The following is a 23,725-nucleotide window of genomic DNA, read 5'->3' on the forward strand; positions in this document are numbered from 1 at the left end:
AGACGTCTTCCCAAGCCCAACTGCTGCGGCTAAGACGACCGGGCATGCAAGAGGCCCGAGATGTCGCAGAACCAATCGAACATCGTCCCTCAACCTGGCATCATGGAAATCTCCCTTTATCAAGGGGGTGCCGCCAAGGTTGCCGGGATCGAGAACGTCACCAAGCTGTCGTCGAACGAGAACCCCTTTGGTCCTTCGGACAAGGCGCGCGAAGCTGTTATCCGCGCCGCCCATTCCCTGCATAGATATCCCAATACCGATCACGCCAGCCTGCGCGCGGCCATCGGCGAGGTGCACGGGCTAGACCCCGACCGGATCATTTGCGGCGTTGGCTCGGACGAGATCATCCACTTCCTGTGTCAGGCCTATGCCGGTCCGGGAACCGAGGTCCTGTTCACAGAACACGGCTTCCTGATGTACCGCATCAGTGCCCACGCAGCAGGGGCGACGCCGGTACAGGTGGCGGAACGTGACCGCGTGACCGATGTCGACGCGCTGATCGCGGGTGCGACCGAGCGGACCCGACTGATCTTTGTGGCCAACCCGAATAACCCCACCGGAACGATGGTGGGGCTACCCGAGCTTGAGCGGCTCGCACGGGCCGTCCCGCAGGCCATCATCGTCGTCGACGCGGCCTACGCCGAATATGTCGAGGATTATGACGGTGGCGCGGAACTCGCGACCCGCCTTCCGAATGTCGTAATGACGCGCACGTTTTCGAAGATTTACGGGCTCGGCGGTCTTCGGATCGGTTGGGGTTACGGTCCGCGCGAGATCATCGACGTCCTCAACCGCATTCGTGGCCCGTTCAACCTGTCCTCGGTCGCAATGGACGCGGCCGAAGCCGCCGTGCGCGACCGTGACCATGTCGCGCGCTGCCAAAGCGAGAACGCGCGGATGCGCGCATGGCTGGCCGAGGCGCTGGCCGAAAAAGGCGTACCCACCGATACATCCTGCGCGAACTTCATTCTTGCCCGCTTTGCCGATGCCGAAACGGCTGGTGCTTGCGACGAGGCATTGAAGGCACAGGGGTTGATCGTCCGGCAGGTCGCCGGTTACGGCCTGCCGAATTGCCTGCGGATCACTGTCGGAGACGAGGCCTCGTGCCGCCGCGTGGCGCATGTCATCGGCCAGTTTATGGCCGAGCGGGCGGGAATCGGGGCATGAGCTTTATCTATGACCGCGTTGCGCTGATCGGTTTGGGACTGATCGCCGGCTCGATGGCTCTGGCGATGCGCGAGAAAGGCCTTGCGCGCGAGATTGTCGGCCACGCGCGCAGCTCTGAGACCCGTGAAACCGCGCTGGAAATAGGTCTGGTCGATCGCGTCTTCGATACGGCTGCCGAAGCGGTCAAGGGCGCTGATCTTGTCGTGCTGGCCGTACCCGTAGGAGCCATGGCTGCTGTCGCCGAGGAAATAGCGCCCTATCTGCAAGCTGGCGCGACCATTACCGATGTCGGTTCGGTCAAGCAGGCCGTGGTCAATGCGGTCTCGCCGTATTTGCCCGAAGGCGTTCATTTCGTGCCGGGCCATCCCTTGGCCGGAACCGAGCATTCCGGTCCACGCTCGGGCTTCGCCAGCCTGTTCTGCAACCGGTGGTGGCTGTTCACCCCCGCCGAGGATGTCGACGAGACCGCAATCACCCGCCTTGAAACTCTGGTGCAGGCAATGGGTGCGAATACCGAGCGGATGGATGCGGCGCATCACGATCTTGTTCTGGCGGTCACCAGCCATACGCCGCACCTGATCGCCTATACAATGGTCGGGGTCGCCGATCACCTAAAACGTGTCACCGAAAGCGAAGTCGTTCAATATTCAGCCGCAGGTTTTCGGGACTTTACGCGGATTGCCGCCTCGGACCCGACCATGTGGCGCGATGTGTTCTTGCAAAACAAGGACGCGGTGCTGGATATCCTTGGTCGCTTCACCGAGGAATTGTTCGTGCTGCAACGCGCCATCCGCATGGGGGATGGACAGCATCTGTTCGATTATTTCACCCGCACGCGGGCGATCCGGCGCGGCATTATCGAGGCCGGTCAGGACACGGCCGCACCCGATTTCGGGCGCAGCCAGAAGCCCGGAGAAAACGCCAAAAGCTAAGGCCGCAACAATGGGGCTTGGCCGATCGGAATCGGACCAAGCCGCATCCGGCCCTCGGCAAAGGTGATCGGCAGGCGCAGTTCGCCTGCCTGCGGTTCGGGAAAACTGATGTTGGGGGCGGGCTCCATGGACAGGGACGATACCGTCCTGATCATCGTGCGCCCGATCATCACGACGCTTTGCGGGATCATTCCCGCATCCGCCGCAGTCTGAAGCAGCGCCTGAGCATCGCTGGTGTAAAGTGCCAGCGCACCCTTTGCGCGGCCTGTTTCATCTGCTTCTAGTCGGCCGATCAGGCGCGCTCCGACGGTGCCGATTTTCAGATCGGCCGAGTCGATCTGCAAGCCGGTCGGCAACGGTGTCGGCGGGGTTTGAAGCGCCTTCGACGTCGGGAGCGCATCCAGCCAAATCTTGCCGCTGCCCTGAAATGCCACCGGATCGCTGATCGAGAACCGCTCGGCCAAACCGGCGATCTGGGGCAAGGCTGCAGGGTTCAATCCTGCCAGATCGAACGTCAGGTCATATACGGCCTGCGAACCCTGCGGCATGTCCTGCGCCAATTCGCCCAGCTTTGTGTCAACCTCTAGCGACGCGGCCAATGGTTGACCGTCAAGAGTCAGCGGACCAGTCCGGATAACCGCCCGCCCCGGAGCGAGACCGGAAAAGGCCATAAAATGTACGCTCGCCTTGGGGTCTGCCATGCCCAGTTCATGCGGACCGGTCCCCAGATCAAGCGTTGCCGTTGCAGGCAGAGTCAACGTTGCAGTGGTGGGTGACAACGGCCCGACCGAGAAATAGGCCTCCGGCAAGGAAAGGCTGCCATTCGGTGTCACAATCCGAGGCTCGGTCAGGTGGACCCCTATCCGGCTTGGATCACTTAGCTTGGTGATGGAACCGACCGTGAAACCGGTCCCTGCTTCGGCCAATCTGCCGATCTCTCGGGCCATGAATGATTGGATGCCGAACCAGATTCCGCCGAAAAACACGGCGAGAATGGCCAGCAAGATGATGAATCCGCGCAATTTCCCCTCATGCAGCTTCGGGTGGCTTGGAACATGCCACATCCTGACCTAAGTCTTAGCTGAACGAAAGGACGCATCGAAAGGTCGACGACAAGGTGGCAAAACAAAGCGAACATTGGGTCTTTGCCTATGGCTCGCTGATGTGGGATCCGGGTTTCCCTGTGGCCGAGGCTGTCGGCGCGCGGCTGGACGGGTTCAGCCGACGGTTCTGTCTGCGCTCGGTTGTCTATCGCGGGACGGTCGATGCACCGGGATTGGTGCTTGGACTTGATGCGGATGGCGGGGCGGATTGTGTCGGTCTGGCGCTGCGCGTGGCAGATGCCGATTGGCCTGACGCGATCCAGGGGCTTCGCCTACGGGAACTGACCACCAACGCCTATGAGGAACGGATCCTGCCGCTGACGCTGACCGATGGGCGCCACGTCAGCGCGGTCGGCTATGTCATCCGCCGCGACCATGACCAATATGCCGGAGAGCTTGATCTGGACGAGCAGGCCCGGATCATTGCGGGCGCCCGGGGCGGGCGTGGACCGAATTACGAGTATCTTTTCAACACCGCCTCGCATCTGGCCGAAATGGGCGTCACCGATCTGGACATGGATGCGCTGGCCCGCCTTGTTCGCGGGCTGATCTCGCACGATACGGGGCATGGCGGGAAGCCGGATTAAGTCTTTCCGTGCAAATGCTTCCGTTCCGCTTGCATCGGAGCGCTTCGGCTCTACACTCGGTCCCGATTGCATCAAGAGGGGGCGGAGTTGTCCCAGGCCGACACCGACGACACCGGCGCGGAGTACCCGCTGGAAGACGATAACAGCTACAACCGCAAAGGGCGGGCGTCGCGATTAACCGCGACCCGCAATGCACGGCGGGCTGGTCAGCCTGCGGCTGAACCGCATTTCTCGCAGCCCGTGCGTCAGGTCGTGTTCATGCTGATCGTGCTGGCGCTGGTCGGCGTCGGTGCGTGGTTCGCCTATGGCCGCATCCTGCCGATCTTTGCGGCGAACCCCTTGCTGAACGGCGCAATTCTAGTGGTCTTCGCATTGGGAGTGCTGACCTGCTTCTGGCAGGTGGCACAGTTGATCAACTCGGTCAGCTGGATCGAGCGGTTTGCTGCAGGTAAACTGGGATATGGAACAAACGAGCAGGCGCCGGGAAGCACCGCGCCGCGACTGCTTGCACCTTTGGCGCAATTGTTGGGCTCGCGGGGGCCGGTCGGCGCGACGATTACAACCGACTCGGCGCGCTCGATCCTTGAATCACTGGCGACCCGTATCGACGAGGCGCGCGATATCACGCGCTATCTGGGCAATCTTCTTATTTTTCTGGGACTTCTGGGAACCTTCTACGGTCTTGCAACAACCGTTCCTGCCATCGTCGAAACCATCCGGACGCTTGCCCCCGAACAGGGCGAATCGGGCGTCGAGGTGTTCGACAAGCTGATGCACGGACTTGAGACGCAGCTTGGCGGCATGGCCACGGCGTTCTCCAGCTCGCTGCTGGGTCTGGCGGGTTCGCTGGTCGTCGGCCTGCTGGAACTGTTTGCCAGCCACGGCCAGAACCGCTTCTACCGCGAGCTTGAGGAATGGCTGTCGACCTTTACCCGCATCGGTTTGTCGGGCGGCGATGGCGGGTTGAATGAGGCCCATCTGGCCGAATTCATGTCCGGCATGCAGAACCAGCTTGTCGATTTGCAGGAGTTCTACGTTCAGCGCGATGAATTGCGCGATCAGGAAGCGACCGACGCCGATGCGCGTTCTCTTGCGCTAGTCGGCGGCGTCGATCGCCTGACCAACCTGATCGGTTCGGATCGTGACGCAATGGCTTCCGAGCTTGCCGCCGAGCGGCAGGCTCAGGCAGAAAGCCATTATCGCCTGACCAGCATCCTTGAGCGCATTTCCGATCAGCAGGCACGTCTGGTGGATGCGACAACCGTTGCCGCATCGGAAACCGCGCGATCCGAAGATCTGACCGCGCGGCTCGAACAGGTTCTGGCCCGCTTTGCCGATGGGCAGGACCATCTGATTTCTCTGGCCCAGACTGCGCCGACCGTGCATCTGCCGCCCGAGCTTTCTCATGCTCTGGCGCGCATCACGGAAAGCCAGCAACGCCTTGCATTGATGGCGCAATCCCCGTCCACACCTGCCGTGGGTGATCGGGAAGCCGATGCGGCGCAGCATCAATCGTTGACCCGTGCTTTGAACCGTTTGGCCGACGGACAGTCGCGTCTGGTCGAACTGGCCGAGGCGAAACCTGCGCCGCAGGATGATCCGGAATCGCGGATGCGGTTGCGCTCGATCGACGTGCAATTGGGTCGATTGCTGGAGGAAACCGCCAGCAGCCGCGACGGGCTGATCGCCGAGTTGCGCGAGGACATGGCCGCCCTGACCCGCGCCATCCGGGCGCTGGAGGGACGTGATGGGGCTTAGCCGCAAAGGGGGCGAACGCTTCTCGACTAATATCTGGCCGGGCTTTGTCGATGCGATGTCGACCCTGCTTCTGGTGCTGATCTTTACGCTGACCATCTTCATGGTGCTGCAATCGGTCTTGCGCCAGCGCATCTCGACGCAAGACAGCGAATTGGAGCAACTGGGGGATCGTGTCGCGGCACTCAGCAACGCGCTTTCCAGCTCGCAGGATCAGGCGCAAAACCTTGATCGTGATCTTGAGGCAGAGCGCACGCGGTTGAAAGCCTCGGAAGCTGCCGTCGCTCAGGCAAGGGGCGAGATCGATGCGCAGACCGAGGCGGCCCGTCTGGCCGCCGCGAGACGCGAGGCACTGGAGGCTTTGGTCACTGATCTGAGGACCAAGAATCAGGACACGGATCAGCGTCTTAGCGAGACGCAGTTGAAATTGTCCGACGCCGAAGCCGCGCGACTGGTCGATGCCGCCGCCGCCAAAGCATTACAAGAACGGTTGGACAGTTCTGGTGCGGAACTGACTGCGACCACGCTCGCCTTGGACCAGGCACGCAAAAAGGCCGAAGAAACGCTGACCCTGCTCGCCGCAGCCGATGCCGCGAAGAAGGAACTTGGCGACAAGCTGTCCTCGCAAACGACCGAAGCCGACAAGCAAGCCGGCTTGCTTGCCGTCGCCCAGCAAAAGCTTTCTGAACAGGAAGCGCTTTCGACCGAAGATCAGCGGCGCGTGGCGTTGTTGAACCAGCAGGTCGCCCAGTTGAACGACCAGCTTGGCAGTCTGCAATCGGTCCTTGATGTCGCCAGCGACGACAAGCGCGACGCAGATCTGAAGGTCGAGGATCTGGGCCGCCAGTTGAACGTCGCGTTGGTGCGCGCCGCCGAAGAAGAACGCAAACGTCGCTCGCTGGAAGAGGAGGCCCGCTCCAAGGCCGAATCCGAGGCCCGCGATCTGGCCCGCTATCGCTCGGAGTTTTTCGGACGCCTATCGCAAATCCTTGCCGGTCGCGAAGGCGTTCGGGTGGTCGGTGATCGCTTCGTCTTCTCCTCGGAGGTGCTGTTTCCTGCCGGAGAAGCAACCCTGTCAGCCGAAGGCGAAACACAAATCGCGCGGGTGACCGAGCAATTGAAGCAGATCTCGGGTGAGATCCCGTCCGAAATCGACTGGATCATCCGCGTCGACGGCCATACCGACAGCCAGCCATTGTCGGGACAGGGGCGCTACCGCGACAATTGGGAATTAAGTCAGGCGCGCGCGTTGTCCGTCGTTCGATATATGGTCGATCAACTGGGTTTCCCCGCCAGCCGACTGCTGCCGGCTGGCTTTGCCGATACCCGTCCGGTTACCGATGGGACCGATCCGGCATCGCTGGCCGCTAACCGTCGGATCGAGTTGAAGCTGACGGAACGCTAGGCGCGCGGATCGACCATCGCATATTGGTCGGGAAAACGGTTCAGATAGCGCAGCATTGGACCCGCCGCCCGCCATTGCCGGAACAGGGTCGAGCGCAAGTCATTGACGTCCGGCCAGTGTCTGCTGCTTGCCGCCTTGACCTGCGGCGCGTCGGGAAAGTGTTGGCTGATGATGCGGGAAAATGCTTCCCTCATCCGCATAGGGACAATTCCCTGCGAGATCGAAAGCCAAGGCTTCCGGGTCCCGATGAAATGGATCAGGCAGGGGTCTGCCATCGCCGTCAGATGCGCCGATGCCGACGTGAACTGCCAATTCCAAAGCGGGCTCATTTCCGCCCAATCGCCTTTCAGAATACCATTCATCAGGGCCTGATCCCGTCCCAGACCGGCAAGATGCTTGCGCGCGAAGCTTGCCGCGCGCGCAGGCATGTCCTGTGTCGCAAAGCCCTCGGTGTCGATCATGACGACACCCGCATTGAAATAGGGGTGGGCAGGCTCGCCGAGCTTGCTGAATTCCTGAACCTTGCGGTTCGGCGTGCGCCATTGCCGGTTGTCGCGGACAGCCGCGACAGCATGTCCCAGCATATCCGAGGCAAGCAATTGCGATAGATCGCCGCGTTCATACAGAATATCGGCATCGATCACGAGAATGCGGCGATAATGGCCACGCAAGGCGTTGCCAAGAAACAGTTCCATATAAGTCGCAAGCGAACGCCGCGCGTCGAGCGGCAGCGCGTCAAGCAAAGCTTCATCGCGCGCGGCGACATGGCCGATACCGGCCTGCATCAGCACCTCTGGCAACTCGACCGGTTCGGGGCCGCCGATCAGAATGTCATGGGGATAGCCTGCCGCTGCCATCGCCAAGGCCGGAACCGAAGCATATGGCAGATAATTCGCATCGCAGGCCACGATCACGGCCAGATCGGATGCAGGCTTGAAGCCGGGGCTGAAAATCGGAGTCAGGCTCATTCGGCCCTCGTTGGCATCACGGCTGGAACCTTTGCACGTAAGTATTGGTGCGGCAGTTCTAGGTTCTTGGCCGTGACTTGTCCAACGGCTAGCTCAAGCCTCGGGATTCGGGGTCGTCACTTCGCGCGGCGGACGGCCGATCACTTCGCGCAGCGCATCGAGCTCGATGAAATTATCGGCCTGACGGCGCAACTCGTCGGCGATCATCGGTGGTTGGCTGCGCATGGTCGAGACGACCGAAACCCGCACACCTTGCCGCTGCAAGGATTCAACCAGCGGCCTGAAATCTCCGTCGCCCGAAAACAGGACCGCATGATCCAGCCGCGGGGCAAGCTCCATCGCATTCACGACAAGCTCGACATCCATGTTCCCCTTGACCTTGCGGCGCCCCAAAGCGTCGGTGTATTCGCGGGCCGGCTTGGTCACCATCGAGAAACCGTTGTAATGGAGCCAATCGACCAAGGGACGGATGGGTGAGTAATCTTCGTTCTCAAGCAGGGCAGTATAGTAATATGCGCGGATCAACTTGCCACGCCGTTCGAATTCCTGGCGAAGCAGCTTGTAATCGATGTCGAAGCCGAGCGACTTTGCCGCGGCGTATAGATTCGAACCATCAATAAACAAAGCTAGCCTGTCGTCTTTGTAAAACACGATAACCTCGATATGAATCAGAATTCTTTACTTTCCTCGAAGCTAGCCCTGATCGCTTTAGGCGGGAACCTGCATAGTTTGGCAGGTACCCCTGAGGACACGCTTCGCGCCGCATTACGGCAAATTGTCGGTATTCCAAGTGTGGCTCTGACAGGCGTCAGCCGCTTTTGGCGAACGCCCGCATTTCCGGAAGGCAGTGGTCCCGATTATGTTAATGCGGCAGCCTGCTTGCAAACGGATTCGGCACCAGAGGCGCTTCTGGAAGCATTTCATCGGATCGAGGCCGATCTGGGTCGGGTGCGACAGGGGCCGCGCTGGCAATCGCGGGGCATCGACATAGATCTGATTGCCTATGGCGGTGCCGTCTTACCGGACGCGGAAACTCAGCTACGTTGGCTGGGCTTGCCGCCGGAACAACAGGCGCTGTCTGCCCCTGAAACCCTGATCCTGCCACATCCGCGCATGCAGGATCGCGGCTTTGTTCTGTTCCCCTTGGCCGAGATCGCGCCCAATTGGGTACATCCTCAACTGAAACGTTGCGTGTCCGAGCTTTTGTCCATCTTGCCAGCCGAGGCACGCGAGGGTATAGCGCCTTTGAATGCTTGACATTCCTGTGGTGAAGCGCCAAATATCCTGCTTCGCCCTGCATCCTGATTCCAAGCCGAAGGTGACCGATGGCCCGCGTGACAGTCGAAGATTGCGTCGACAAGGTTCCGAACCGTTTTGATCTCGTGATGCTGGCCGCGCATCGCGCCCGCGAGATCACTTCCGGAAGCCAACTGACAATCGACCGCGACAACGACAAGAACCCGGTCGTCGCGCTGCGCGAAATCGCTGACGAAACCCAGCCGGTAGACGACCTGCGCGAGCGCATGATCGAAGCGACGCAGACCCAGATCGAAGTCGACGAGCCCGAAGAAGACGCGATGGCGCTTCTGCTTGGCGCGGAAGTCGATCGTCCCAAGCCCGCCGACGAAGAATCGGAAGAGCGCATGCTTCGCATGATGCTGGAAGCCCAAGGCCGCAACTAAGGCTGAATCTATACGGGGTCTTCGGCAAATATGATCGACGTCGAAGACCTCATCGCGCTTGTCCGCAACTACAACCCTCGGACCAATTCGGATCTGATCCGCGACGCCTATGAATATGGCCGCCGGATGCATGAGGGTCAGTTCCGCCATTCGGGCGAACCCTATTTCACCCATCCCATCGCCGTCGCCGCCATCCTGACAGAAATGCGACTTGATGATGCGACCATCGTGACCGCGCTGCTGCATGACACGATCGAGGATACGCGCTCGACCTGGGCCGAAGTCTCGCAGATGTTCGGGCGAGAGATCGCAGATCTGGTCGATGGCGTGACCAAGCTGACCAATCTGCAGCTTTCCGGCACTCACTCGAAACAAGCCGAGAATTTCCGCAAGCTTTTCATGGCGATGTCTCGCGATCTTCGCGTGATTTTGGTGAAGCTTGCCGACCGTCTGCACAATATGCGGACGATCAAATCCATGCGTCCCGAAAAGCAGTCCCAGAAAGCGCGTGAGACGATGGATATCTATGCGCCGTTGGCCGGTCGTATGGGTATGCAATGGATGCGCGAAGAACTTGAGGATCTTGCCTTCAAGGTCATCAATCCCGAGGCGCGAAACTCGATCATCCGTCGCTTTGTCAGCCTGCAACGCGATTCCGGCGACGTGATCCCCAAGATCACTGCCGATATCCGTGCCGAGCTTGAGCGCGAGGGGATCGAGGCCGATGTCTATGGCCGCGCCAAGCGTCCGTTCAGCATCTGGCGCAAGATGCAGGAAAAGCAGCTGAGTTTCTCGCGTCTGTCAGACATTTACGGTTTCCGCATCATCACGCGGACCGAACCGGATTGCTATCGCACGCTAGGGGTGATCCATCATCGCTGGCGCGCGGTGCCGGGCCGGTTCAAGGATTACATCAGCCAGCCCAAGGCCAACGGCTATCGCTCGATCCATACCACGGTGTCGGGGCGCGATGGGAAGCGGGTCGAGGTTCAGGTGCGGACCCGACAGATGCACGAGGTTGCCGAGGCCGGCGTGGCTGCGCATTGGGCTTACCGCGACGGTGTGCGCACCGAAAACCCCTTTGCCGTCGATCCGGGGGAATGGATCGCCAGCCTTACCGAGCGTTTCGGCGAGGAAGATCACGACGAGTTTCTCGAGCATGTAAAGCTCGAGATGTATTCGGATCAGGTGTTCTGCTTCTCGCCCAAGGGCGACGTCATCCCGCTGCCGAAAGGCGCGACGCCGATCGACTTTGCCTATGCAATTCACACGCGGCTGGGCAATAGCTGTGTCGGGGCCAAGGTGGACGGCATTCGCGTGCCCTTGTGGACGCGATTGAAGAACGGTCAGTCGGTTGAGATCATTGCTGCCTCGGGTCAGCGTCCGCAGCCGACTTGGCTGGATATCGTCGTGACTGGTCGTGCCAAGGCAGCCATCCGGCGCAGCTTGCGGCAGGAAGACCGCTCGCGGTTTATCCGGCTTGGCTCGGAACTGATCCGCGTCGCGTTCGAGCACGTTGGCCGTCGTGTCACCGACAAGGCGCTTCGGACTGCCGCACGGACCATGGCCTTGCCGGATACGGACGAGCTTTTGGCCCGCATCGGTAGTGCCGAAATCTCGGCGCATGAGGTTTTATCCGCACTTTACCCCGAACTTGCGGCCAAGCGCAGCGAGATTGACGCAAGACGCGGCGTTGCCGGACTTGAGGCCGATCAGGAATTTACCCGCGCGCCCTGCTGCAATCCTTTGCCGGGTGAACGGATCGTCGGCATCACCTATCGTGGCAAGGGCGTGGTGATCCATGCCATCGACTGCCCCGTGCTGGCCGAGTACGAGGAAAGCCCCGAGCGTTGGGTCGATCTGCATTGGCGCGAAGGGCAGCATCCGCCCGCATACTCGACCAATCTGCTGTTGACCATTCGCCACGACGCGGGTGTTCTGGGCCGCATCTGCACGCTGATCGGCGGGCAGGGGGCCAATATCTCGGATCTGGAATTCCTTGATCGTAAGCCGGATTTCTACCGCCTGAGAATCGAGGTCGAATTGCGCGACAGCGAACATCTGCATGCGTTGTTGACCGCGCTCGAGGCTGAAAGCGACGTGGCGCAAGTCGCGCGCATCCGCGACCCATCGGCAAATCTGGACTAAATTCCCAGCCGGTCGCGCAGCGAGTACCACGACATTCCGGCGACCAGCATCGGCCAACGCAGCATTGCGCCACCGGGGAACGGCGGACAGGGCAGGGCGGCCATCGCATCGAAACCGTCGGCTTGCCCCTCGACCGCCTGAGCCATCAATTTGCCCGCCAAGGTCGCCAGCGCCAAGCCGTGGCCGGAATATCCGCTGGCCGACAGGCAGTTCGGCGCAGGTCGGATGAAGCAGGGCATCCGGTTCATGGTAATCGCCAGAGTGCCGCCCCATGCATGGGTGAATTTGACATCCGCGAGACCAGGATAGATTTGCAGCAGCGGCTTGCGGACCTTGGCCGCGATATCGTTGGGAAAGCGGTAGCTGACATTCTCGCCACCGCCGAAGATCAGCCGTCCTTCAGCATCAAGACGCCAGTAATTGACCACGAACTTGGTGTCGTGAACGCCGATATTGCGGGTCAGCACCTCGGTCGCGCGGTCACCCAAGGGCTCGGTCGCTACGATAAAATTATTGATGGGCATCACCCGTGCCGCAACTTTCGGCTCAAGTTCGCCAAGATAGCCGTTCGCGGCGAGGATCAGATGGTCGCAGCGGACGCGGCCCTGTCCGGTCGTGACGATGGTCTTGCCGCTCGCCTGCTGCGCATGATCGATCCCCGTCACCTCGGACAATTCGTAGATCCGCGCACCGGCACCATCGGCCAGCCTTGCCATGCCGATGGCAAGGTTCAGCGGATGGACGTGACCCGCACCATGGTCCAACTCGCCCGCGATATAGGCGTCCGAAGGCAGGATCGCCTTGAACCCATCGCCGGCAAGGGCCTCGATTTCGTGATAACCATAGTCGCGCGACAGTCGTTCGATCATGTCCATCGCATGGTCGAATTCCTCGGGCGTGCGAAAGGCGTGCGCAATCCCATTCGTGATCGGAACATTCGCACGGGCGGCGAGTTGGCGCGTCAGGCGTTTGGCTTCCTCGGCCAGATCCCATAACCGGTGCGAGACATCGACCCCCGCCATCTTTTCCAGATCATCGACTTCAAGCCGTTGCCCCGAGCCAAGCTGCCCGCCATTTCGCCCCGAAGCTCCGAAGCCCACACGATGCGCCTCAAGGACGACGACGCGGCGTCCGGCTTCGGCCAGATGCAGCGCCGCCGAAAGGCCGGTATAACCAGCCCCGATCACAACGACATCCGCACTCACGTCGCCTTGCAGGGCCGGAAAGCCCCGCAAAGGGTCGCGAGTGTCGGCATAAAGACTGGGAGGATATTCCCCCAGCCGGTCGTTGGAATGCAGCAGGTTCATACGTTCAGCAACAGATGTTCCCGTTCCCACGGGCTGATAACCTGAAGAAACTCTTTGTATTCATTGCGCTTTACGGACTGATAGGTCGCGATGAATTCGGCACCCAGCACCTCGCGCATGGCCTCGTTTTCATCCATCAGATCCAGCGCATCGCCCAGATTATAGGGCAGTTCGTCTTGCGACATATAGGCATCGCCCAGACATTCGGCACGCGGGTTTTCCTGCTCGATCAGCCCGAGGTAGCCACAGGCAAGGCTGGAGGCGAGACCCAGATAGGGGTTGCAATCCATACCCGCCAGCCGGTTCTCGATCCGACGCGCCTCGGGGCCGGAGATCGGCACGCGCAGGCCCGTCGTCCTGTTGTCGCGGCCCCATTCAAGGTTAATTGGTGCTGCGAAATCAGGGACATATCGGCGATAGCTATTGACGTAAGGGGCCAGCAGCGCAACTGCAGCAGGCAGGTGCTTCTGCATCCCCGCTATGAAGTGCATGAAAGCAGGAGTTTCACGACCCTGTTCATCCGAGAAGATATTCCGGCCGGTATCCGTGCTGACCACCGAGTGATGGATGTGCATGGCGCTGCCCGGCTCGTCCTCGATGGGTTTCGCCATGAAGGTGGCGAAGCAATCGTGGCGAAGCGCGGCCTCGCGGATCAGGCGCTTGAAGTAGAAGATCTGGTCGGCCAGCTGCACCGGATCGCCGTGGTTAAGGTTGATTTCGACCTGACCTGCGCCACCTTCTTGCAGGATGCCGTCGATCTCGAAACCCTGCGCCTCGGCGAAGTCGTAGATATCGTCGATGACCTTGCCGTATTCGTCGACGGCGGACATGGAGTAGGCCTGCTTTGCCGCAGCCCGACGCCCCGAACGACCCATCGGCGGAATGATCGGCTGGTTCGGGTCGATGTTGCGCGCAACAAGGAAGAACTCCATCTCGGGCGCGACAATTGGCTTCCAGCCTTTCTGGCGGTACAGATCTACAACACGTTTCAACACGTTGCGGGGGGCCGTGGGGACCGGCTCGCCCGATTGGGTCGAGACATCATGGATAACCTGCAGTGTGACATCCGCCGTCCACGGCGCTGCCGTCGCGGTGGAGAAATCTGGTGTCAGGATCATGTCCGGTTCGGTGAATGCGCCCGAAGGGTTGTCCGCCCAATCGCCGGTGATCGTCTGGAGAAAAATCGAGTTCGGCAGGTAGAACCGCTCCTGATGCGCGAATTTCGAGGCGGGCATGGCCTTGCCACGGGCGACTCCGGCGATATCGGCTACGATGCACTCGACCTCATCCAGACGTCTGCCCGCGACAAAGTCCTGCGCTGCCTGAGGGGTCTCTTCAATCCAGCGGGGTTTCATGCGGCACCTTGGGTTCGCAGCGCGGAGCGGGGCGCCTTGAAGAAATTCTCGATACGGTCGGCAATGGTTCCCGATTGCAGCGGTGTGCCGATGCGGGCGCGGGCGCCCTTCAGGACGGGATCGGGAACAACGCCTTTGGCGCGGGTCTCGATCAGGCCCTCGACAAAATGGTCGTGGAATTCGGGATGGGCCTGAATCGTAAAGGCGCGGTCGTCATAAACAAGAGCCGCATTCTCGCAGAAATCATTGGTGGCGGCGATCTCGGCCCCTTTCGGGCGCTCGACCACCTGATCCTGATGCCACGCGTTCAAAGTGATCTGGCTGTCGCCGAATTCGTAATCCTGCGGCCCGACCGCCCAGCCGCCGTCGAATTTAGTAACCTTGCCACCCAATGCCTGCGCGATGATCTGATGCCCGAAGCAGATGCCGACCATCGGAATATGACCGGCGTAAGCCTTGCGGATGAAGTCCTCTAGCGGAGGAATGAAGGCGTGATCTTCGTAGACGCCGTGCCGCGAGCCGGTCAGCAACCAGCCGTCCGCGTCGTGGACATCCCCGGGGAAGTCCATGTTCTCGACATGGTAGCTGGTGAAGTCGAAACCGCGTCCGCTGAGCAGTTTTTCGAACATGGTGTCGTAATCGCCCAGTTCGCCGCGAAGTAGTTCGGGCGACTGACCGCATTTCAGTATGCCGATGCGCATGATTGGCCTGTTGATTGTTCGAATCAAAGGTAGTCGCGCGCGTGGGCACGGGCAAGTCCTCGTTCCTTCGTGGGGCTGGTGGCCGGGAACTCTGCAAGCTAGGCTGCGCCCCGAAATATTCGGAGGAAAGGAAATCCCATGCCCGGTCTGCGTCCCGATGTCGATCCCGACGGCCTGCAGGAGTTTTCGGTCGTGTTTACAGACCGCTCGCTGAACCACATGTCGCAGAAATACCAAGGCGTCATGCGGGATATCTCGGCAACGCTGCGGGAAGTCTATAAAGCCGAGGCGGTGGCGTTGGTTCCTGGTGGCGGCACCTGCGCCATGGAGGCCGTCGCGCGTCAGTTCGGTCGCGATGCTCATGCGTTGGTCGTGCGGAACGGCTTCTTCAGCTTCCGCTGGAGCCAGATTTTCGACATGGGCGGTTTTGCCCGCGAGACGACCGTGATGATGGCACGGCCATCCGGAAACGAGGCCCTGCCGCCTTTTGCACCGGCCCCTGTTGATGAGGTCGTGACGAAAATTCTCGAAACCCGTCCCGACGCCGTCTTCGCGCCTCATGTCGAAACCGCGGCGGGGATGATCCTGCCTGACGACTACATCAAGGCGATCGCGGATGCCGCACATGAGGTCGGTGCGCTGATGGTGCTGGACTGCATCGCCTCGGGTGCGATCTGGGTCGACATGCAGGCCACGGGCGTCGACGTGCTGATCTCGGCACCGCAAAAGGGGTGGTCAGCTTCGCCCTCGGCGGGGATGGTGATGCTTTCGGCCCGCGCGGTCGAAAGGCTGGAACAGACCACCTCGAACAGCTTCGCGCTGGACCTCAAGAAATGGCGCGCGATCATGAAGGCGTATGAGGATGGCGGCCACGCCTATCACGCCACCATGCCCACAGATGCCATTCTGGGCATGCGCGACGCGATGATCGAAACCCGCGAACTCGGCTTTGACGCCGCCTGTGATGCGCAGTGGAAGCTGGGCAATGCTGTGCGGGCCGAGCTTGCCAAGCGCGGCCTACGTTCCGTTGCAGCCGAAGGCTTTGCTGCTCCGGGCGTTGTGGTTTGCTACACCGATGATCCGGAAATCCAGACTGGCAAGAAGTTCCTTGCGGAGGGATACCAGATTGCGGCGGGCGTGCCGCTGCAGGTCGGTGAAGGCGAGAGTTTCCGCAGTTTCCGCATCGGTTTGTTCGGTTTGGACAAGCTGAAAGATGTCGAGGGCACGCTGGCGCGCCTGCAGCCCGCTTTCGACGCGGTGTTGTAACAAGACTGGCACGGCGGGCAGGTGGCGGGAACGATCCTGCCGTCGGGGGCGTTGGCTATCTGAAACGGCAGTTCACTTCGAAAGGACAGAACAATGCCCAATCACGACACCACCAACGACCTGAAAGCCGAAGCCCGCCGCGCCGCCGAGGATGTGGGCCGCGAAGCGCGCCGCGCAGCCGATGATGCGGCAGATGCAGCGGAAAACGCGAAAAACCGTAGTGCCGAACTGCTTGGTTCGGCCTTCGAAAAAGGCGCCGAATTCGTCGATGCTGCCCGCAAACGTGGCGCAGAATACTACGAAGGTGCACGCGGCAAGGGCTCGGAATATGCCGAACACGCCCGAGACGAAGCCCGCCGGATCTACCGCGAGGGCGAACGTCGCGCCGGTGACGTCGCAGGCTACGCCGAGGACTATTACGACGATGTTTCGGCAATGGTGCGCCGCAATCCGGGGCAGGCGCTTGGCATTGCCGTGGGCGTCGGCTTCCTGCTGGGTCTGATCGTCTCGCGCCGTTAAGGAGTCCGCATGTTCGCCTATGCCAAAAATATGCAGCTTGCCGCGTCAGACAAGCTGCGGCGCGTAGGCCTGACGGTCGGGGCAGGGGTCGTTCTGACCATCGGGGCAGGGTTCCTGCTAGCCGCATTGTGGAGCTATCTGACCTACAACCTTGGTTGGGGCTCGATGATGGCATCGCTTGTCATCGGTGCGGTTCTTGTGGTGCTGGGGCTAATCGTGCTTGGCATCGCAAGGGTCGAACGGCATCCAGCACCCAGCACCGACGACCTGCGCGTCGAGGTCGAACAACAACTGCACCTGATGGCCAATTCCGCGATCACCAAGGTCTCGGATGCTGCCGATGCGGCGATGGACAGGGCTTCGGTGAAAGCCGGACAAGTGCTAGACCAAGCTGAACACAAGGTCCATGCAGTTGCCGACAATCTGGGTTACCGCGCCAATCGCGCGGCCGATCTGGCCGAGGCCAGGGTCTATGGCGCGGCCCGGAACATGAGCGAGACCGCCGCACGACGCTTCGGCTTTGCTTCGTCTGAAACGGACGAGCCGTCCCGAATGTCATCGGTCGCGCCGTTTCTTGGCGCGCTGGCGGTGGGGATCACATTGGCGTCACGTCTTCAAAGCCGACGGCATCGGGATGATGACTGAGTAAAAAATGAAAAGCCCCGTATCTTACGGGGCTTTTTTATATTTATTCCAACCTAATCTCAGCCGTTCGCTTCGCGGATTTTGTTGGCAGCGTCTTTATCATAGGCAACGCCGACCTTATCGAAAAGCTGGTCCAACTCACCCGACAAAGTCATCTCGGTCACGATGTCGCAACCTCCGACGAACTCACCTTTGACATAAAGTTGGGGAATGGTCGGCCAGTCCGAGAAATCCTTGATGCCTTGGCGGATATCGGCGTCTTTCAGAACGTCGACGTCGCTGTAGTTGACACCCATATAGTTCAGCACGCCTGCGACGCGGCTCGAAAAACCGCATTGCGGCATTTCTTTCGAGCCTTTCATGAACAGCACCACATCGGTGGCATCGATGGTTTCCTGGATCTTCTGACGAACGTCCGTCATCTGGGTCTTCCTTTTGTCTGGTTTGTCGACCGTAGATCGCTTTCGCGCGGCCTTATTCAGGGGCCTTGGTGGTCAAGGCCAAGGCGTGCAACTCACCATGTGCGCCGTCCATCTTACCTTGCAGCGCGGCATAGACCGCGCGCTGTTGCTGAACGCGGTTCAACCCACGGAAGCTTTCGTCGATCACTTCGGCGGCGTAATGATTTCCGTCTCCGGCGAGATCGGTGATCGAGATGCGCGCCTGAGGGAAGGCTGCACGGATCAGCGCTTCGATGTCATGGGCTTCCATCGCCATGGTTGGTCCTTTCAAATGATACCCTTGATGTAGGGGAAGCCTGAACGGCTCGCAAGGTGGCCGGAAAGTGCGAAAAGTGGGTAATTCAGGTGAAAGTTGTAGATTTCCCAGAAAACCGTACGAACTGACGCTCCCGTTACATAAAGCTTGTTCTCAGCACGTTTTATGCGGTTATTGCGGGCATTCCGCCAAGCGGGGCATTCTGCGCGCGAAATCAGCAAGAAAGGCGGGGTTCGAGAACGACTGACCGAAATTCACGATAATCAGTATTATGTTTATTTTGTGGATTTATAGCTTTGCATAACCCAGTATTTGCTGGTTCTTTCACTAGAAATTTGGCCCGAATGGCAAAGATTCTGAACAAGTTTCAAGGCTGACTCAGGACTGCGACGAAAGGAAAAATAGATGGCCGTTACTCCTCCTGTCTGCGACTTCGGAACGCCCGCGCCGGCCTTTGATCTGCCTGATCCTGACGGCAACCGCTTCACTCTGTCGCAACTCGCCGGCCCGAACGGCATGCTTGTCATGTTCATCTGCAATCATTGCCCCTACGTTCAGGCGATTATCGATCGCATCCAACGCGATGCTGCAGCGCTGCAAGAACTTGGTATCGGCGTGGTCGCGATATCTGCCAATGATGTGACCGAGTATCCCGAAGACGCCCCCGACCGGATGAAGGCCGAGGCCGCGCGCCTCGGCTTCACCTTTCCGTATCTGTACGACGAGACGCAGGACGTCGCGCGCGCCTATGACGCGCAATGTACGCCGGACTTCTTCGGCTACAACGCGGATCTGGAACTTCAGTATCGCGGCAGGTTCGACGGTTCGCGTCGCACGGCTGCAGAACCCGATGCCCGTCGTGAGTTATATGAGGCCATGGCGCTGATCGCGGAAACCGGTCAAGGTCCGCGAGAGCAAGTTCCGTCCATGGGTTGCTCGATCAAGTGGAGAAGCTGAATGAATACATGCCTTGCACCTTGTCCCGTCGTGTTCGATCTGGATGGCACGCTGATCGACAGCGCGCCAGATATCCATGCGACGGTCAACGCGGTCCTGCGCATCCATCAGATCGCACCTTTGACCTTGGATCAGGTTCGCAGCTTTATCGGTGGCGGTGTCGATCTGTTATGGCGACGTGTGATCGCGGCAACCGGTCTGCCTGCCGAAGCGCATCGCGATCTGGTTGCCTCGTTCATGACGCGATACCACGACGCCACCGCATTGACCCGCCTTTACCCGAACGTCGCCGAGACCCTGGGCGTTCTGGCTGATCGTGGCCATCCGCTTGGCATCTGCACGAACAAGCCGATGCGCCCGACCAAGGCACTGCTGGAACATTTCAGACTCGCCTCAGTTTTTGCTGCAGTCATCGGAGGAGACTCGCTGCCACAACGGAAACCGGATCCTGCGCCACTTCGGGCCGCATTCTCGTTGCTTGGTGCGGATCCGGTAAAGCCGCTGGGCCTTTATGTTGGCGACAGCGAGTTTGACGCCGAATGCGCCAAGAACACTGATGTGCCGTTCTTGCTGTTCACTCGGGGTTATCGCAAGTCTGACCCGTCCGAGATGCATCATACCGCGCGCTTCGACGACTTCGCCGATCTGCCGGGCCTGATCGAACAACAGTCCGAGATTGCCCGTGCCTGAGCCACGCGTCTCTTGACAGCGATGCCAATCGCGACGATCCGTCGGGCAGCAATAAACCGCCCGACGGAACCCAAGGAGCCTTTAATGGACCTGCGCCCGCTTACCCCCGAACTTTCGGTCTCGCCCCAGATCCGGCCCGAAGATCTGCCCGCTCTGGTCGCCGATGGCTTCCGCGTGCTGATCAACAATCGCCCCGATGCCGAAGTCGGCCCCGATGAGGACAGTGTCGCGATGCGCGCCGCAGCCGAAGCCGCTGGCATGGACTACCGCGAGATTCCCTTCGTGCCGGGTCATGTCACGCCCGAGATGGTCGAGGCCCAAGCCGAAGCGCTGGCCCTGCCCGGCCGCAAGATCGCCTATTGCCGCTCCGGCAACCGGTCGACCGTGCTGTGGGCGCTAAGCCGCGCAGGCACCGAACCGACCGCAGATCTGCTCGAAGCGGCGGCAAAGGCGGGCTACGATCTGTCCGGAGTGCGTCCCCTGATCGACTCGCTTGCCGCACGCGGTCGCTGAACTGTCGTGATTTGCGATTGATGCTGGTGTTTCGGCCCCTCCTGCGTTAGGGGGGCCGCAACTTCATTCAAAGGCCAGCACTCATGGACATCCGCAATATTGCGATTATCGCCCACGTTGACCACGGCAAGACAACGCTCGTTGACCAACTGCTGAAGCAGTCGGGTTCCTTCCGCGAAAATCAAGCCGTCGCGGAACGTGCGATGGACAGCAATGACATTGAACGGGAACGCGGGATTACCATCCTTGCCAAAGCGACCTCGGTCGAGTGGAAAGGCACCCGCATCAATATCGTCGACACCCCCGGCCACGCCGATTTCGGCGGCGAGGTCGAGCGCATCCTGTCGATGGTCGATGGCGTCTGCCTGCTGGTCGACGCGGCCGAAGGCCCGATGCCGCAGACGAAATTCGTAACCTCGAAGGCGCTGGCGCTTGGCCTGAAGCCGATCGTCGTCCTGAACAAGGTTGACAAGCCCGCAGCCGAGCCGGACCAGGCACTGGATCAGGTATTTGACCTGTTCGCGAACCTTGGCGCGAATGACGAGCAACTGGACTTCCCGCATCTTTACGCCTCGGGCATCGGCGGCTGGGCCGACGAAACCCTTGAAGGCGACCGCAAGGACATGTCGGCGCTGTTCGACATGGTGCTGCGTCACGTCGAGCCGCCGAAGCAGGTCGCCCGTCAGGACGAGCCCTTCCAGATGCTGGCCACCACGCTGGGTTCGGATCCGTTCATCGGCCGCATCCTGACCGGTCGCGTCGAATCCGGTCGCGCGAAAGCCGGCGACACCGTCAAAGCGCTGTCGCGCGATGGCGAACGGATCGAGCAGTTCCGCATTTCCAAAGTTCTGGCTTTCCGCGGCCTGACCCAGTCGCCGATCGACGAAGCCGTTGCCGGCGACATCGTCAGCATCGCGGGCATGTCGAAAGCCACCGTGGCCGACACTCTGGCTGCGCTTGAGGTCGAGACCTCCCTGCCCGCGCAGCCGATCGATCCGCCGACCATCAGCGTCACCTTCGGCATCAATGACAGCCCGCTGGCTGGTCGCGACGGCAACAAGGTCCAGTCGCGCGTCATCCGCGAGCGCCTGATGAAAGAGGCCGAAACCAACGTCGCGATCAAGGTCGAAGACACCGCCAGTGGCGATGCCTTCATCGTCTCGGGTCGTGGCGAACTGCAGATGGGCGTGTTGATCGAGAACATGCGCCGCGAAGGTTTTGAACTGTCGATCTCGCGCCCGCGCGTGATTTATCAGGACATCGACGGCGTCCGCCACGAGCCGATCGAAGAAGCCATCATCGACGTTGATGACGAATATACCGGCGCCGTAGTCGAAAAACTGACCGGCCACCGCAAGGGTGATCTGGTCGAGATGAAGCCCGCAGGTGTCGGCAAGACCCGCATCGTCGCCCATGTCCCGTCGCGTGGCCTGATCGGCTATCAGGGCGAATTCATGACCGACACGCGCGGCAACGGCGTGCTGAACCGCATCTTCCACAGCTGGGCCCCCTACAAGGGTCCGATTCAGGGCCGCCGTCAGGGCGTGCTGATCTCGATGGAGGACGGTGTTTCGGTCGCCTACGCGCTGTGGAACCTCGAAGAGCGCGGCAAGATGTTCATCGGCGCGCAAGAGCAGCTGTATCAGGGCATGATCATCGGCGAGCATTCGCGCGATAACGACCTTGAAGTGAACCCGCTGAAAGGCAAAAAGCTGACCAACGTCCGCGCCTCGGGCACGGATGAAGCTGTCCGCCTGACGCCGCCGGTGCGCATGTCGCTGGAAGAAGCCATCGCCTATATCGACGATGACGAACTGGTCGAAGTGACGCCAAAAAACATCCGCCTGCGCAAGCGTTTCCTTGACCCCCATGAGCGCAAGCGTCAGGCCCGTGCAAGCTGATCAAACAGATCCATAAAATTCATAGGCACAGCTTCGGAAGAAGCTGTGCCTTTTTCATTGGAACATCTGGTTAAGCGCGCGGAAAGAAAAAAGGCGCAACCTGCGTTGCGCCCTATCGATCAGATTTGCCGTTCCGGCAAGTTGACCACCAAACCATCAAGTTCGTCGGTGACCTTGATCTGGCAGGTCAGGCGAGAGCGGGTTGGATCGGGCTGGTAAGCAAAGTCCAGCATGTCCTCTTCCATCGGGTCTTTGGCCGGAAGGCGGTCAACCCATTCGGCGGCGACATAGACGTGACAGGTCGAGCATGCGCACGCTCCGCCGCAATCCGCATCGATGCCGGGTACGCCGTTGTCTCGCGCACCTTCCATCACTGTCATGCCGGGTTTGACGTCGATTTCATGGGCGGTGCCGTTGTGCTCGATATAAGTGATCTTTGCCATGGGTGCCTTCCTTGCGCTTTTGCAACGCAGATAGGGCATTGCCGCAAGACTGAAAAGCCCCGAGCGGATCAGCGCCGCCGCTCGGCCCGCATCGCCTGGAAATTTGATGTCAGGATGATCGCAGCCCCAAGGAAGACCCAGAAACTGACGGTCTCACCGTAGATGAGATATCCGGCGATGGCCGCCAGAGGCACACGCATGAAGTCGACAGGCATCACGATCGAGGCATCCAGACGGCGCAATGCCTGCGCCATGCAGAAATGCGCGCTGAGTGCCCCTGCCCCCGCCAGCAACATCCACGGGGTGTCTGCGGCATGGACCGGTCTCCAGTCGGTCAGCGCGGCGGCCAGCCCCAATGGCAATTGGATCAGGATCATCCAGACCACGATCACGGCCGGAGCGTTCTGCCGCGTCAGGCGTTTGACCAGAACCAGCGACAAGCCATAACCCACCGCCGCCAACAGCACGAGACCCGCCGCCGGATCGACGACCTCGAAACCGGGCCTGACGATCACCAGAACGCCGATGAAGCCGCCGATATTGGCCAGCAACCTTGCCTTGGTCAGTTTCTCGCCCAGCAAGGCCCATGCGAAGAAAGCGACCCAGATCGGCGCCGTGAACTCGAGCGCAAAGACCGAGGCCAAAGGCAGCATCACCACCCCGATGGTCCAGAAATATTGCGCGGTGAAATGCACGATATTGCGGGTCAGATGCAGGCCGACGCTGCGCATCTGCCGCAGTTCGGGCCAGAGGCGCGGCAAGAACGGCGCGATAACGAAAAGCCCGACAAGGGCGCGGAAGAACAACACCTGACGAATCGACATATTCTGCGCCATCTCGCGCGAGCCGACCGACATACCGATGAACGAGGCCATGCTAAGGGCCATCCAGCCCAGACCGACCCAGAATTCGCTCCGCTGCGTCGCATTCGCGAAGTTCGTTTGCTCGGTCATTTTCAGCCTCT

25 protein-coding genes are annotated in these 23,725 nt (G+C 60.5%); 15 read left to right on the plus strand and 10 right to left on the minus strand.

The window, feature by feature from the left end:
* Positions 1 to 60 precede the first annotated feature (60 nt).
* Both hisC and GL286_RS16410 read left to right on the plus strand, forming a co-directional pair.
* Positions 61 to 1,167 (plus strand): histidinol-phosphate transaminase, encoded by a 1,107-nt coding sequence (hisC, locus tag GL286_RS16405; protein WP_155096662.1) that lies wholly within the window; start codon positions 61 to 63, stop codon positions 1,165 to 1,167.
* A complete protein-coding gene (locus tag GL286_RS16410; protein ID WP_155096663.1) occupies positions 1,164 to 2,099 on the plus strand; it encodes a prephenate/arogenate dehydrogenase family protein in 936 nt (311 codons plus the stop codon). Before hisC ends, GL286_RS16410 begins: the two co-directional genes overlap by 4 nt.
* Here the strand turns inward: GL286_RS16410 and GL286_RS16415 are convergent.
* Positions 2,096 to 3,121 (minus strand): DUF2125 domain-containing protein, encoded by a 1,026-nt coding sequence (locus GL286_RS16415; protein ID WP_170295243.1) that lies wholly within the window; start codon positions 3,119 to 3,121, stop codon positions 2,096 to 2,098. The two genes, GL286_RS16410 and GL286_RS16415, sit on opposite strands and share 4 nt — an antisense overlap.
* Before the next feature lie 95 nt (positions 3,122 to 3,216).
* On the opposite strand from GL286_RS16415, the gene GL286_RS16420 reads away from it, so the two are divergent.
* The 3 genes from GL286_RS16420 to GL286_RS16430 all read left to right on the plus strand — a co-directional run bounded on the left by GL286_RS16420 (position 3,217) and on the right by GL286_RS16430 (position 6,949).
* Complete coding sequence (locus GL286_RS16420; RefSeq protein WP_170295244.1) at positions 3,217 to 3,789, plus strand: gamma-glutamylcyclotransferase; 573 nt, start codon at positions 3,217 to 3,219, stop codon at positions 3,787 to 3,789.
* An 87-nt stretch (positions 3,790 to 3,876) separates the two neighbouring features.
* On the plus strand, positions 3,877 to 5,547 hold the full coding sequence (locus tag GL286_RS22935; RefSeq protein ID WP_155096665.1) for a hypothetical protein: 1,671 nt from the start codon (positions 3,877 to 3,879) through the stop codon (positions 5,545 to 5,547).
* The gene (locus tag GL286_RS16430) at positions 5,537 to 6,949 is read left to right on the plus strand and encodes a peptidoglycan -binding protein (RefSeq protein ID WP_155096666.1); all 1,413 of its coding nucleotides are present in this window, start codon (positions 5,537 to 5,539) and stop codon (positions 6,947 to 6,949) included. The genes GL286_RS22935 and GL286_RS16430 overlap by 11 nt, the downstream gene beginning before the upstream one ends.
* Here the strand turns inward: GL286_RS16430 and GL286_RS16435 are convergent.
* Positions 6,946 to 7,917: a glycosyltransferase family 8 protein gene (locus tag GL286_RS16435; RefSeq protein ID WP_155096667.1), complete on the minus strand. Its 972-nt coding sequence runs from the start codon at positions 7,915 to 7,917 to the stop codon at positions 6,946 to 6,948. The two genes, GL286_RS16430 and GL286_RS16435, sit on opposite strands and share 4 nt — an antisense overlap.
* 93 nt (positions 7,918 to 8,010) lie before the next feature.
* Complete coding sequence (locus GL286_RS16440; RefSeq protein WP_170295245.1) at positions 8,011 to 8,568, minus strand: NYN domain-containing protein; 558 nt, start codon at positions 8,566 to 8,568, stop codon at positions 8,011 to 8,013.
* Positions 8,569 to 8,580: 12 nt separating this feature from the next.
* Here GL286_RS16440 and folK point away from each other — a divergent pair, with 12 nt between their 5' ends.
* The 3 genes from folK to GL286_RS16455 all read left to right on the plus strand — a co-directional run bounded on the left by folK (position 8,581) and on the right by GL286_RS16455 (position 11,747).
* Entirely contained in the window at positions 8,581 to 9,174 is a 594-nt protein-coding gene (folK, locus tag GL286_RS16445) for a 2-amino-4-hydroxy-6-hydroxymethyldihydropteridine diphosphokinase (RefSeq protein ID WP_155096669.1), read from the plus strand.
* A gap of 68 nt (positions 9,175 to 9,242) precedes the next feature.
* The gene (gene rpoZ / locus GL286_RS16450) at positions 9,243 to 9,599 is read left to right on the plus strand and encodes a DNA-directed RNA polymerase subunit omega (protein WP_155096670.1); all 357 of its coding nucleotides are present in this window, start codon (positions 9,243 to 9,245) and stop codon (positions 9,597 to 9,599) included.
* Positions 9,600 to 9,629: 30 nt separating this feature from the next.
* The gene (locus tag GL286_RS16455) at positions 9,630 to 11,747 is read left to right on the plus strand and encodes a RelA/SpoT family protein (RefSeq protein WP_155096671.1); all 2,118 of its coding nucleotides are present in this window, start codon (positions 9,630 to 9,632) and stop codon (positions 11,745 to 11,747) included.
* On the opposite strand, the gene GL286_RS16460 is transcribed toward GL286_RS16455, so the two are convergent.
* From GL286_RS16460 to GL286_RS16470, 3 genes are read right to left on the minus strand one after another with little or no spacing between them, the layout of a single operon-like run.
* Positions 11,744 to 13,054: an NAD(P)/FAD-dependent oxidoreductase gene (locus tag GL286_RS16460; protein WP_155096672.1), complete on the minus strand. Its 1,311-nt coding sequence runs from the start codon at positions 13,052 to 13,054 to the stop codon at positions 11,744 to 11,746. The genes GL286_RS16455 and GL286_RS16460 overlap by 4 nt on opposite strands.
* Positions 13,051 to 14,409 carry a glutamine synthetase family protein gene (locus GL286_RS16465; protein WP_155096673.1) on the minus strand — a complete coding sequence of 453 codons (1,359 nt, stop codon included), beginning with the start codon at positions 14,407 to 14,409 and terminating at the stop codon, positions 13,051 to 13,053. Before GL286_RS16465 ends, GL286_RS16460 begins: the two co-directional genes overlap by 4 nt.
* The gene (locus GL286_RS16470; protein ID WP_155096674.1) at positions 14,406 to 15,110 is read right to left on the minus strand and encodes a type 1 glutamine amidotransferase; all 705 of its coding nucleotides are present in this window, start codon (positions 15,108 to 15,110) and stop codon (positions 14,406 to 14,408) included. The genes GL286_RS16465 and GL286_RS16470 overlap by 4 nt, the downstream gene beginning before the upstream one ends.
* Positions 15,111 to 15,248: 138 nt before the next feature.
* On the opposite strand from GL286_RS16470, the gene GL286_RS16475 reads away from it, so the two are divergent.
* The 3 genes from GL286_RS16475 (at position 15,249) to GL286_RS16485 (ending at position 17,540) form a co-directional block, all read left to right on the plus strand.
* Entirely contained in the window at positions 15,249 to 16,376 is a 1,128-nt protein-coding gene (locus tag GL286_RS16475) for an aminotransferase class V-fold PLP-dependent enzyme (RefSeq protein WP_155096675.1), read from the plus strand.
* 93 nt (positions 16,377 to 16,469) lie between these two features.
* Positions 16,470 to 16,895 (plus strand): ElaB/YgaM/YqjD family protein, encoded by a 426-nt coding sequence (locus GL286_RS16480; protein ID WP_155096676.1) that lies wholly within the window; start codon positions 16,470 to 16,472, stop codon positions 16,893 to 16,895.
* A gap of 9 nt (positions 16,896 to 16,904) precedes the next feature.
* Positions 16,905 to 17,540, plus strand: a complete 636-nt coding sequence (locus GL286_RS16485; protein WP_155096677.1) for a phage holin family protein — start codon at positions 16,905 to 16,907, stop codon at positions 17,538 to 17,540.
* 59 nt (positions 17,541 to 17,599) lie between these two features.
* On the opposite strand, the gene grxD is transcribed toward GL286_RS16485, so the two are convergent.
* Positions 17,600 to 17,962: a Grx4 family monothiol glutaredoxin gene (grxD, locus tag GL286_RS16490; protein WP_155096678.1), complete on the minus strand. Its 363-nt coding sequence runs from the start codon at positions 17,960 to 17,962 to the stop codon at positions 17,600 to 17,602.
* A 52-nt stretch (positions 17,963 to 18,014) separates the two neighbouring features.
* Positions 18,015 to 18,257, minus strand: coding sequence for a BolA/IbaG family iron-sulfur metabolism protein (locus GL286_RS16495; RefSeq protein WP_155096679.1), 243 nt, complete (start codon positions 18,255 to 18,257; stop codon positions 18,015 to 18,017).
* Positions 18,258 to 18,662: 405 nt separating this feature from the next.
* Between GL286_RS16495 and GL286_RS16500 the strand changes: the two genes are divergently transcribed.
* The 4 genes from GL286_RS16500 (at position 18,663) to typA (ending at position 22,318) form a co-directional block, all read left to right on the plus strand.
* Positions 18,663 to 19,214 carry a thioredoxin family protein gene (locus GL286_RS16500; protein WP_155096680.1) on the plus strand — a complete coding sequence of 184 codons (552 nt, stop codon included), beginning with the start codon at positions 18,663 to 18,665 and terminating at the stop codon, positions 19,212 to 19,214.
* On the plus strand, positions 19,215 to 19,904 hold the full coding sequence (gph, locus tag GL286_RS16505; RefSeq protein ID WP_155096681.1) for a phosphoglycolate phosphatase: 690 nt from the start codon (positions 19,215 to 19,217) through the stop codon (positions 19,902 to 19,904). It abuts the gene before it with no gap.
* 84 nt (positions 19,905 to 19,988) lie between these two features.
* Entirely contained in the window at positions 19,989 to 20,417 is a 429-nt protein-coding gene (locus GL286_RS16510) for a protein tyrosine phosphatase family protein (protein WP_155096682.1), read from the plus strand.
* Positions 20,418 to 20,500: 83 nt separating this feature from the next.
* Positions 20,501 to 22,318, plus strand: coding sequence for a translational GTPase TypA (typA, locus tag GL286_RS16515; protein ID WP_155096683.1), 1,818 nt, complete (start codon positions 20,501 to 20,503; stop codon positions 22,316 to 22,318).
* Between the two features lie 119 nt (positions 22,319 to 22,437).
* On the opposite strand, the gene GL286_RS16520 is transcribed toward typA, so the two are convergent.
* Entirely contained in the window at positions 22,438 to 22,761 is a 324-nt protein-coding gene (locus GL286_RS16520) for a 2Fe-2S iron-sulfur cluster-binding protein (RefSeq protein WP_155096684.1), read from the minus strand.
* A 68-nt stretch (positions 22,762 to 22,829) separates the two neighbouring features.
* Positions 22,830 to 23,714: a DMT family transporter gene (locus GL286_RS16525; RefSeq protein WP_211596394.1), complete on the minus strand. Its 885-nt coding sequence runs from the start codon at positions 23,712 to 23,714 to the stop codon at positions 22,830 to 22,832.
* Positions 23,715 to 23,725: the final 11 nt, after the last annotated feature.

Source organism: Paracoccus aestuariivivens, assembly GCF_009711225.1.
GTDB lineage: Bacteria > Pseudomonadota > Alphaproteobacteria > Rhodobacterales > Rhodobacteraceae > Paracoccus > Paracoccus aestuariivivens.

Bases quoted from the DNA above. Each gene is read 5' to 3' on its own strand.
- GL286_RS16500 (WP_155096680.1), top strand. From the start codon at position 18,663: ATGGCCGTTACTCCTCCTGTCTGCGACTTCGGAACGCCCGCGCCGGCC.
- GL286_RS16410 (WP_155096663.1), top strand. From the start codon at position 1,164: ATGAGCTTTATCTATGACCGCGTTGCGCTGATCGGTTTGGGACTGATC.
- GL286_RS16480 (WP_155096676.1), top strand. From the start codon at position 16,470: ATGCCCAATCACGACACCACCAACGACCTGAAAGCCGAAGCCCGCCGC.
- GL286_RS16430 (WP_155096666.1), top strand. From the start codon at position 5,537: ATGGGGCTTAGCCGCAAAGGGGGCGAACGCTTCTCGACTAATATCTGG.
- grxD (WP_155096678.1), bottom strand. From the start codon at position 17,962: ATGACGGACGTTCGTCAGAAGATCCAGGAAACCATCGATGCCACCGAT.
- GL286_RS16510 (WP_155096682.1), top strand. From the start codon at position 19,989: ATGGACCTGCGCCCGCTTACCCCCGAACTTTCGGTCTCGCCCCAGATC.
- GL286_RS16475 (WP_155096675.1), top strand. From the start codon at position 15,249: ATGCCCGGTCTGCGTCCCGATGTCGATCCCGACGGCCTGCAGGAGTTT.
- gph (WP_155096681.1), top strand. From the start codon at position 19,215: ATGAATACATGCCTTGCACCTTGTCCCGTCGTGTTCGATCTGGATGGC.
- GL286_RS16465 (WP_155096673.1), bottom strand. From the start codon at position 14,409: ATGAAACCCCGCTGGATTGAAGAGACCCCTCAGGCAGCGCAGGACTTT.
- GL286_RS16460 (WP_155096672.1), bottom strand. From the start codon at position 13,054: ATGAACCTGCTGCATTCCAACGACCGGCTGGGGGAATATCCTCCCAGT.
- typA (WP_155096683.1), top strand. From the start codon at position 20,501: ATGGACATCCGCAATATTGCGATTATCGCCCACGTTGACCACGGCAAG.
- folK (WP_155096669.1), top strand. From the start codon at position 8,581: ATGAATCAGAATTCTTTACTTTCCTCGAAGCTAGCCCTGATCGCTTTA.
- GL286_RS16455 (WP_155096671.1), top strand. From the start codon at position 9,630: ATGATCGACGTCGAAGACCTCATCGCGCTTGTCCGCAACTACAACCCT.
- GL286_RS16485 (WP_155096677.1), top strand. From the start codon at position 16,905: ATGTTCGCCTATGCCAAAAATATGCAGCTTGCCGCGTCAGACAAGCTG.
- GL286_RS16520 (WP_155096684.1), bottom strand. From the start codon at position 22,761: ATGGCAAAGATCACTTATATCGAGCACAACGGCACCGCCCATGAAATC.
- GL286_RS16470 (WP_155096674.1), bottom strand. From the start codon at position 15,110: ATGCGCATCGGCATACTGAAATGCGGTCAGTCGCCCGAACTACTTCGC.
- hisC (WP_155096662.1), top strand. From the start codon at position 61: ATGTCGCAGAACCAATCGAACATCGTCCCTCAACCTGGCATCATGGAA.
- GL286_RS16525 (WP_211596394.1), bottom strand. From the start codon at position 23,714: ATGACCGAGCAAACGAACTTCGCGAATGCGACGCAGCGGAGCGAATTC.
- rpoZ (WP_155096670.1), top strand. From the start codon at position 9,243: ATGGCCCGCGTGACAGTCGAAGATTGCGTCGACAAGGTTCCGAACCGT.
- GL286_RS16495 (WP_155096679.1), bottom strand. From the start codon at position 18,257: ATGGCGATGGAAGCCCATGACATCGAAGCGCTGATCCGTGCAGCCTTC.
- GL286_RS16435 (WP_155096667.1), bottom strand. From the start codon at position 7,917: ATGAGCCTGACTCCGATTTTCAGCCCCGGCTTCAAGCCTGCATCCGAT.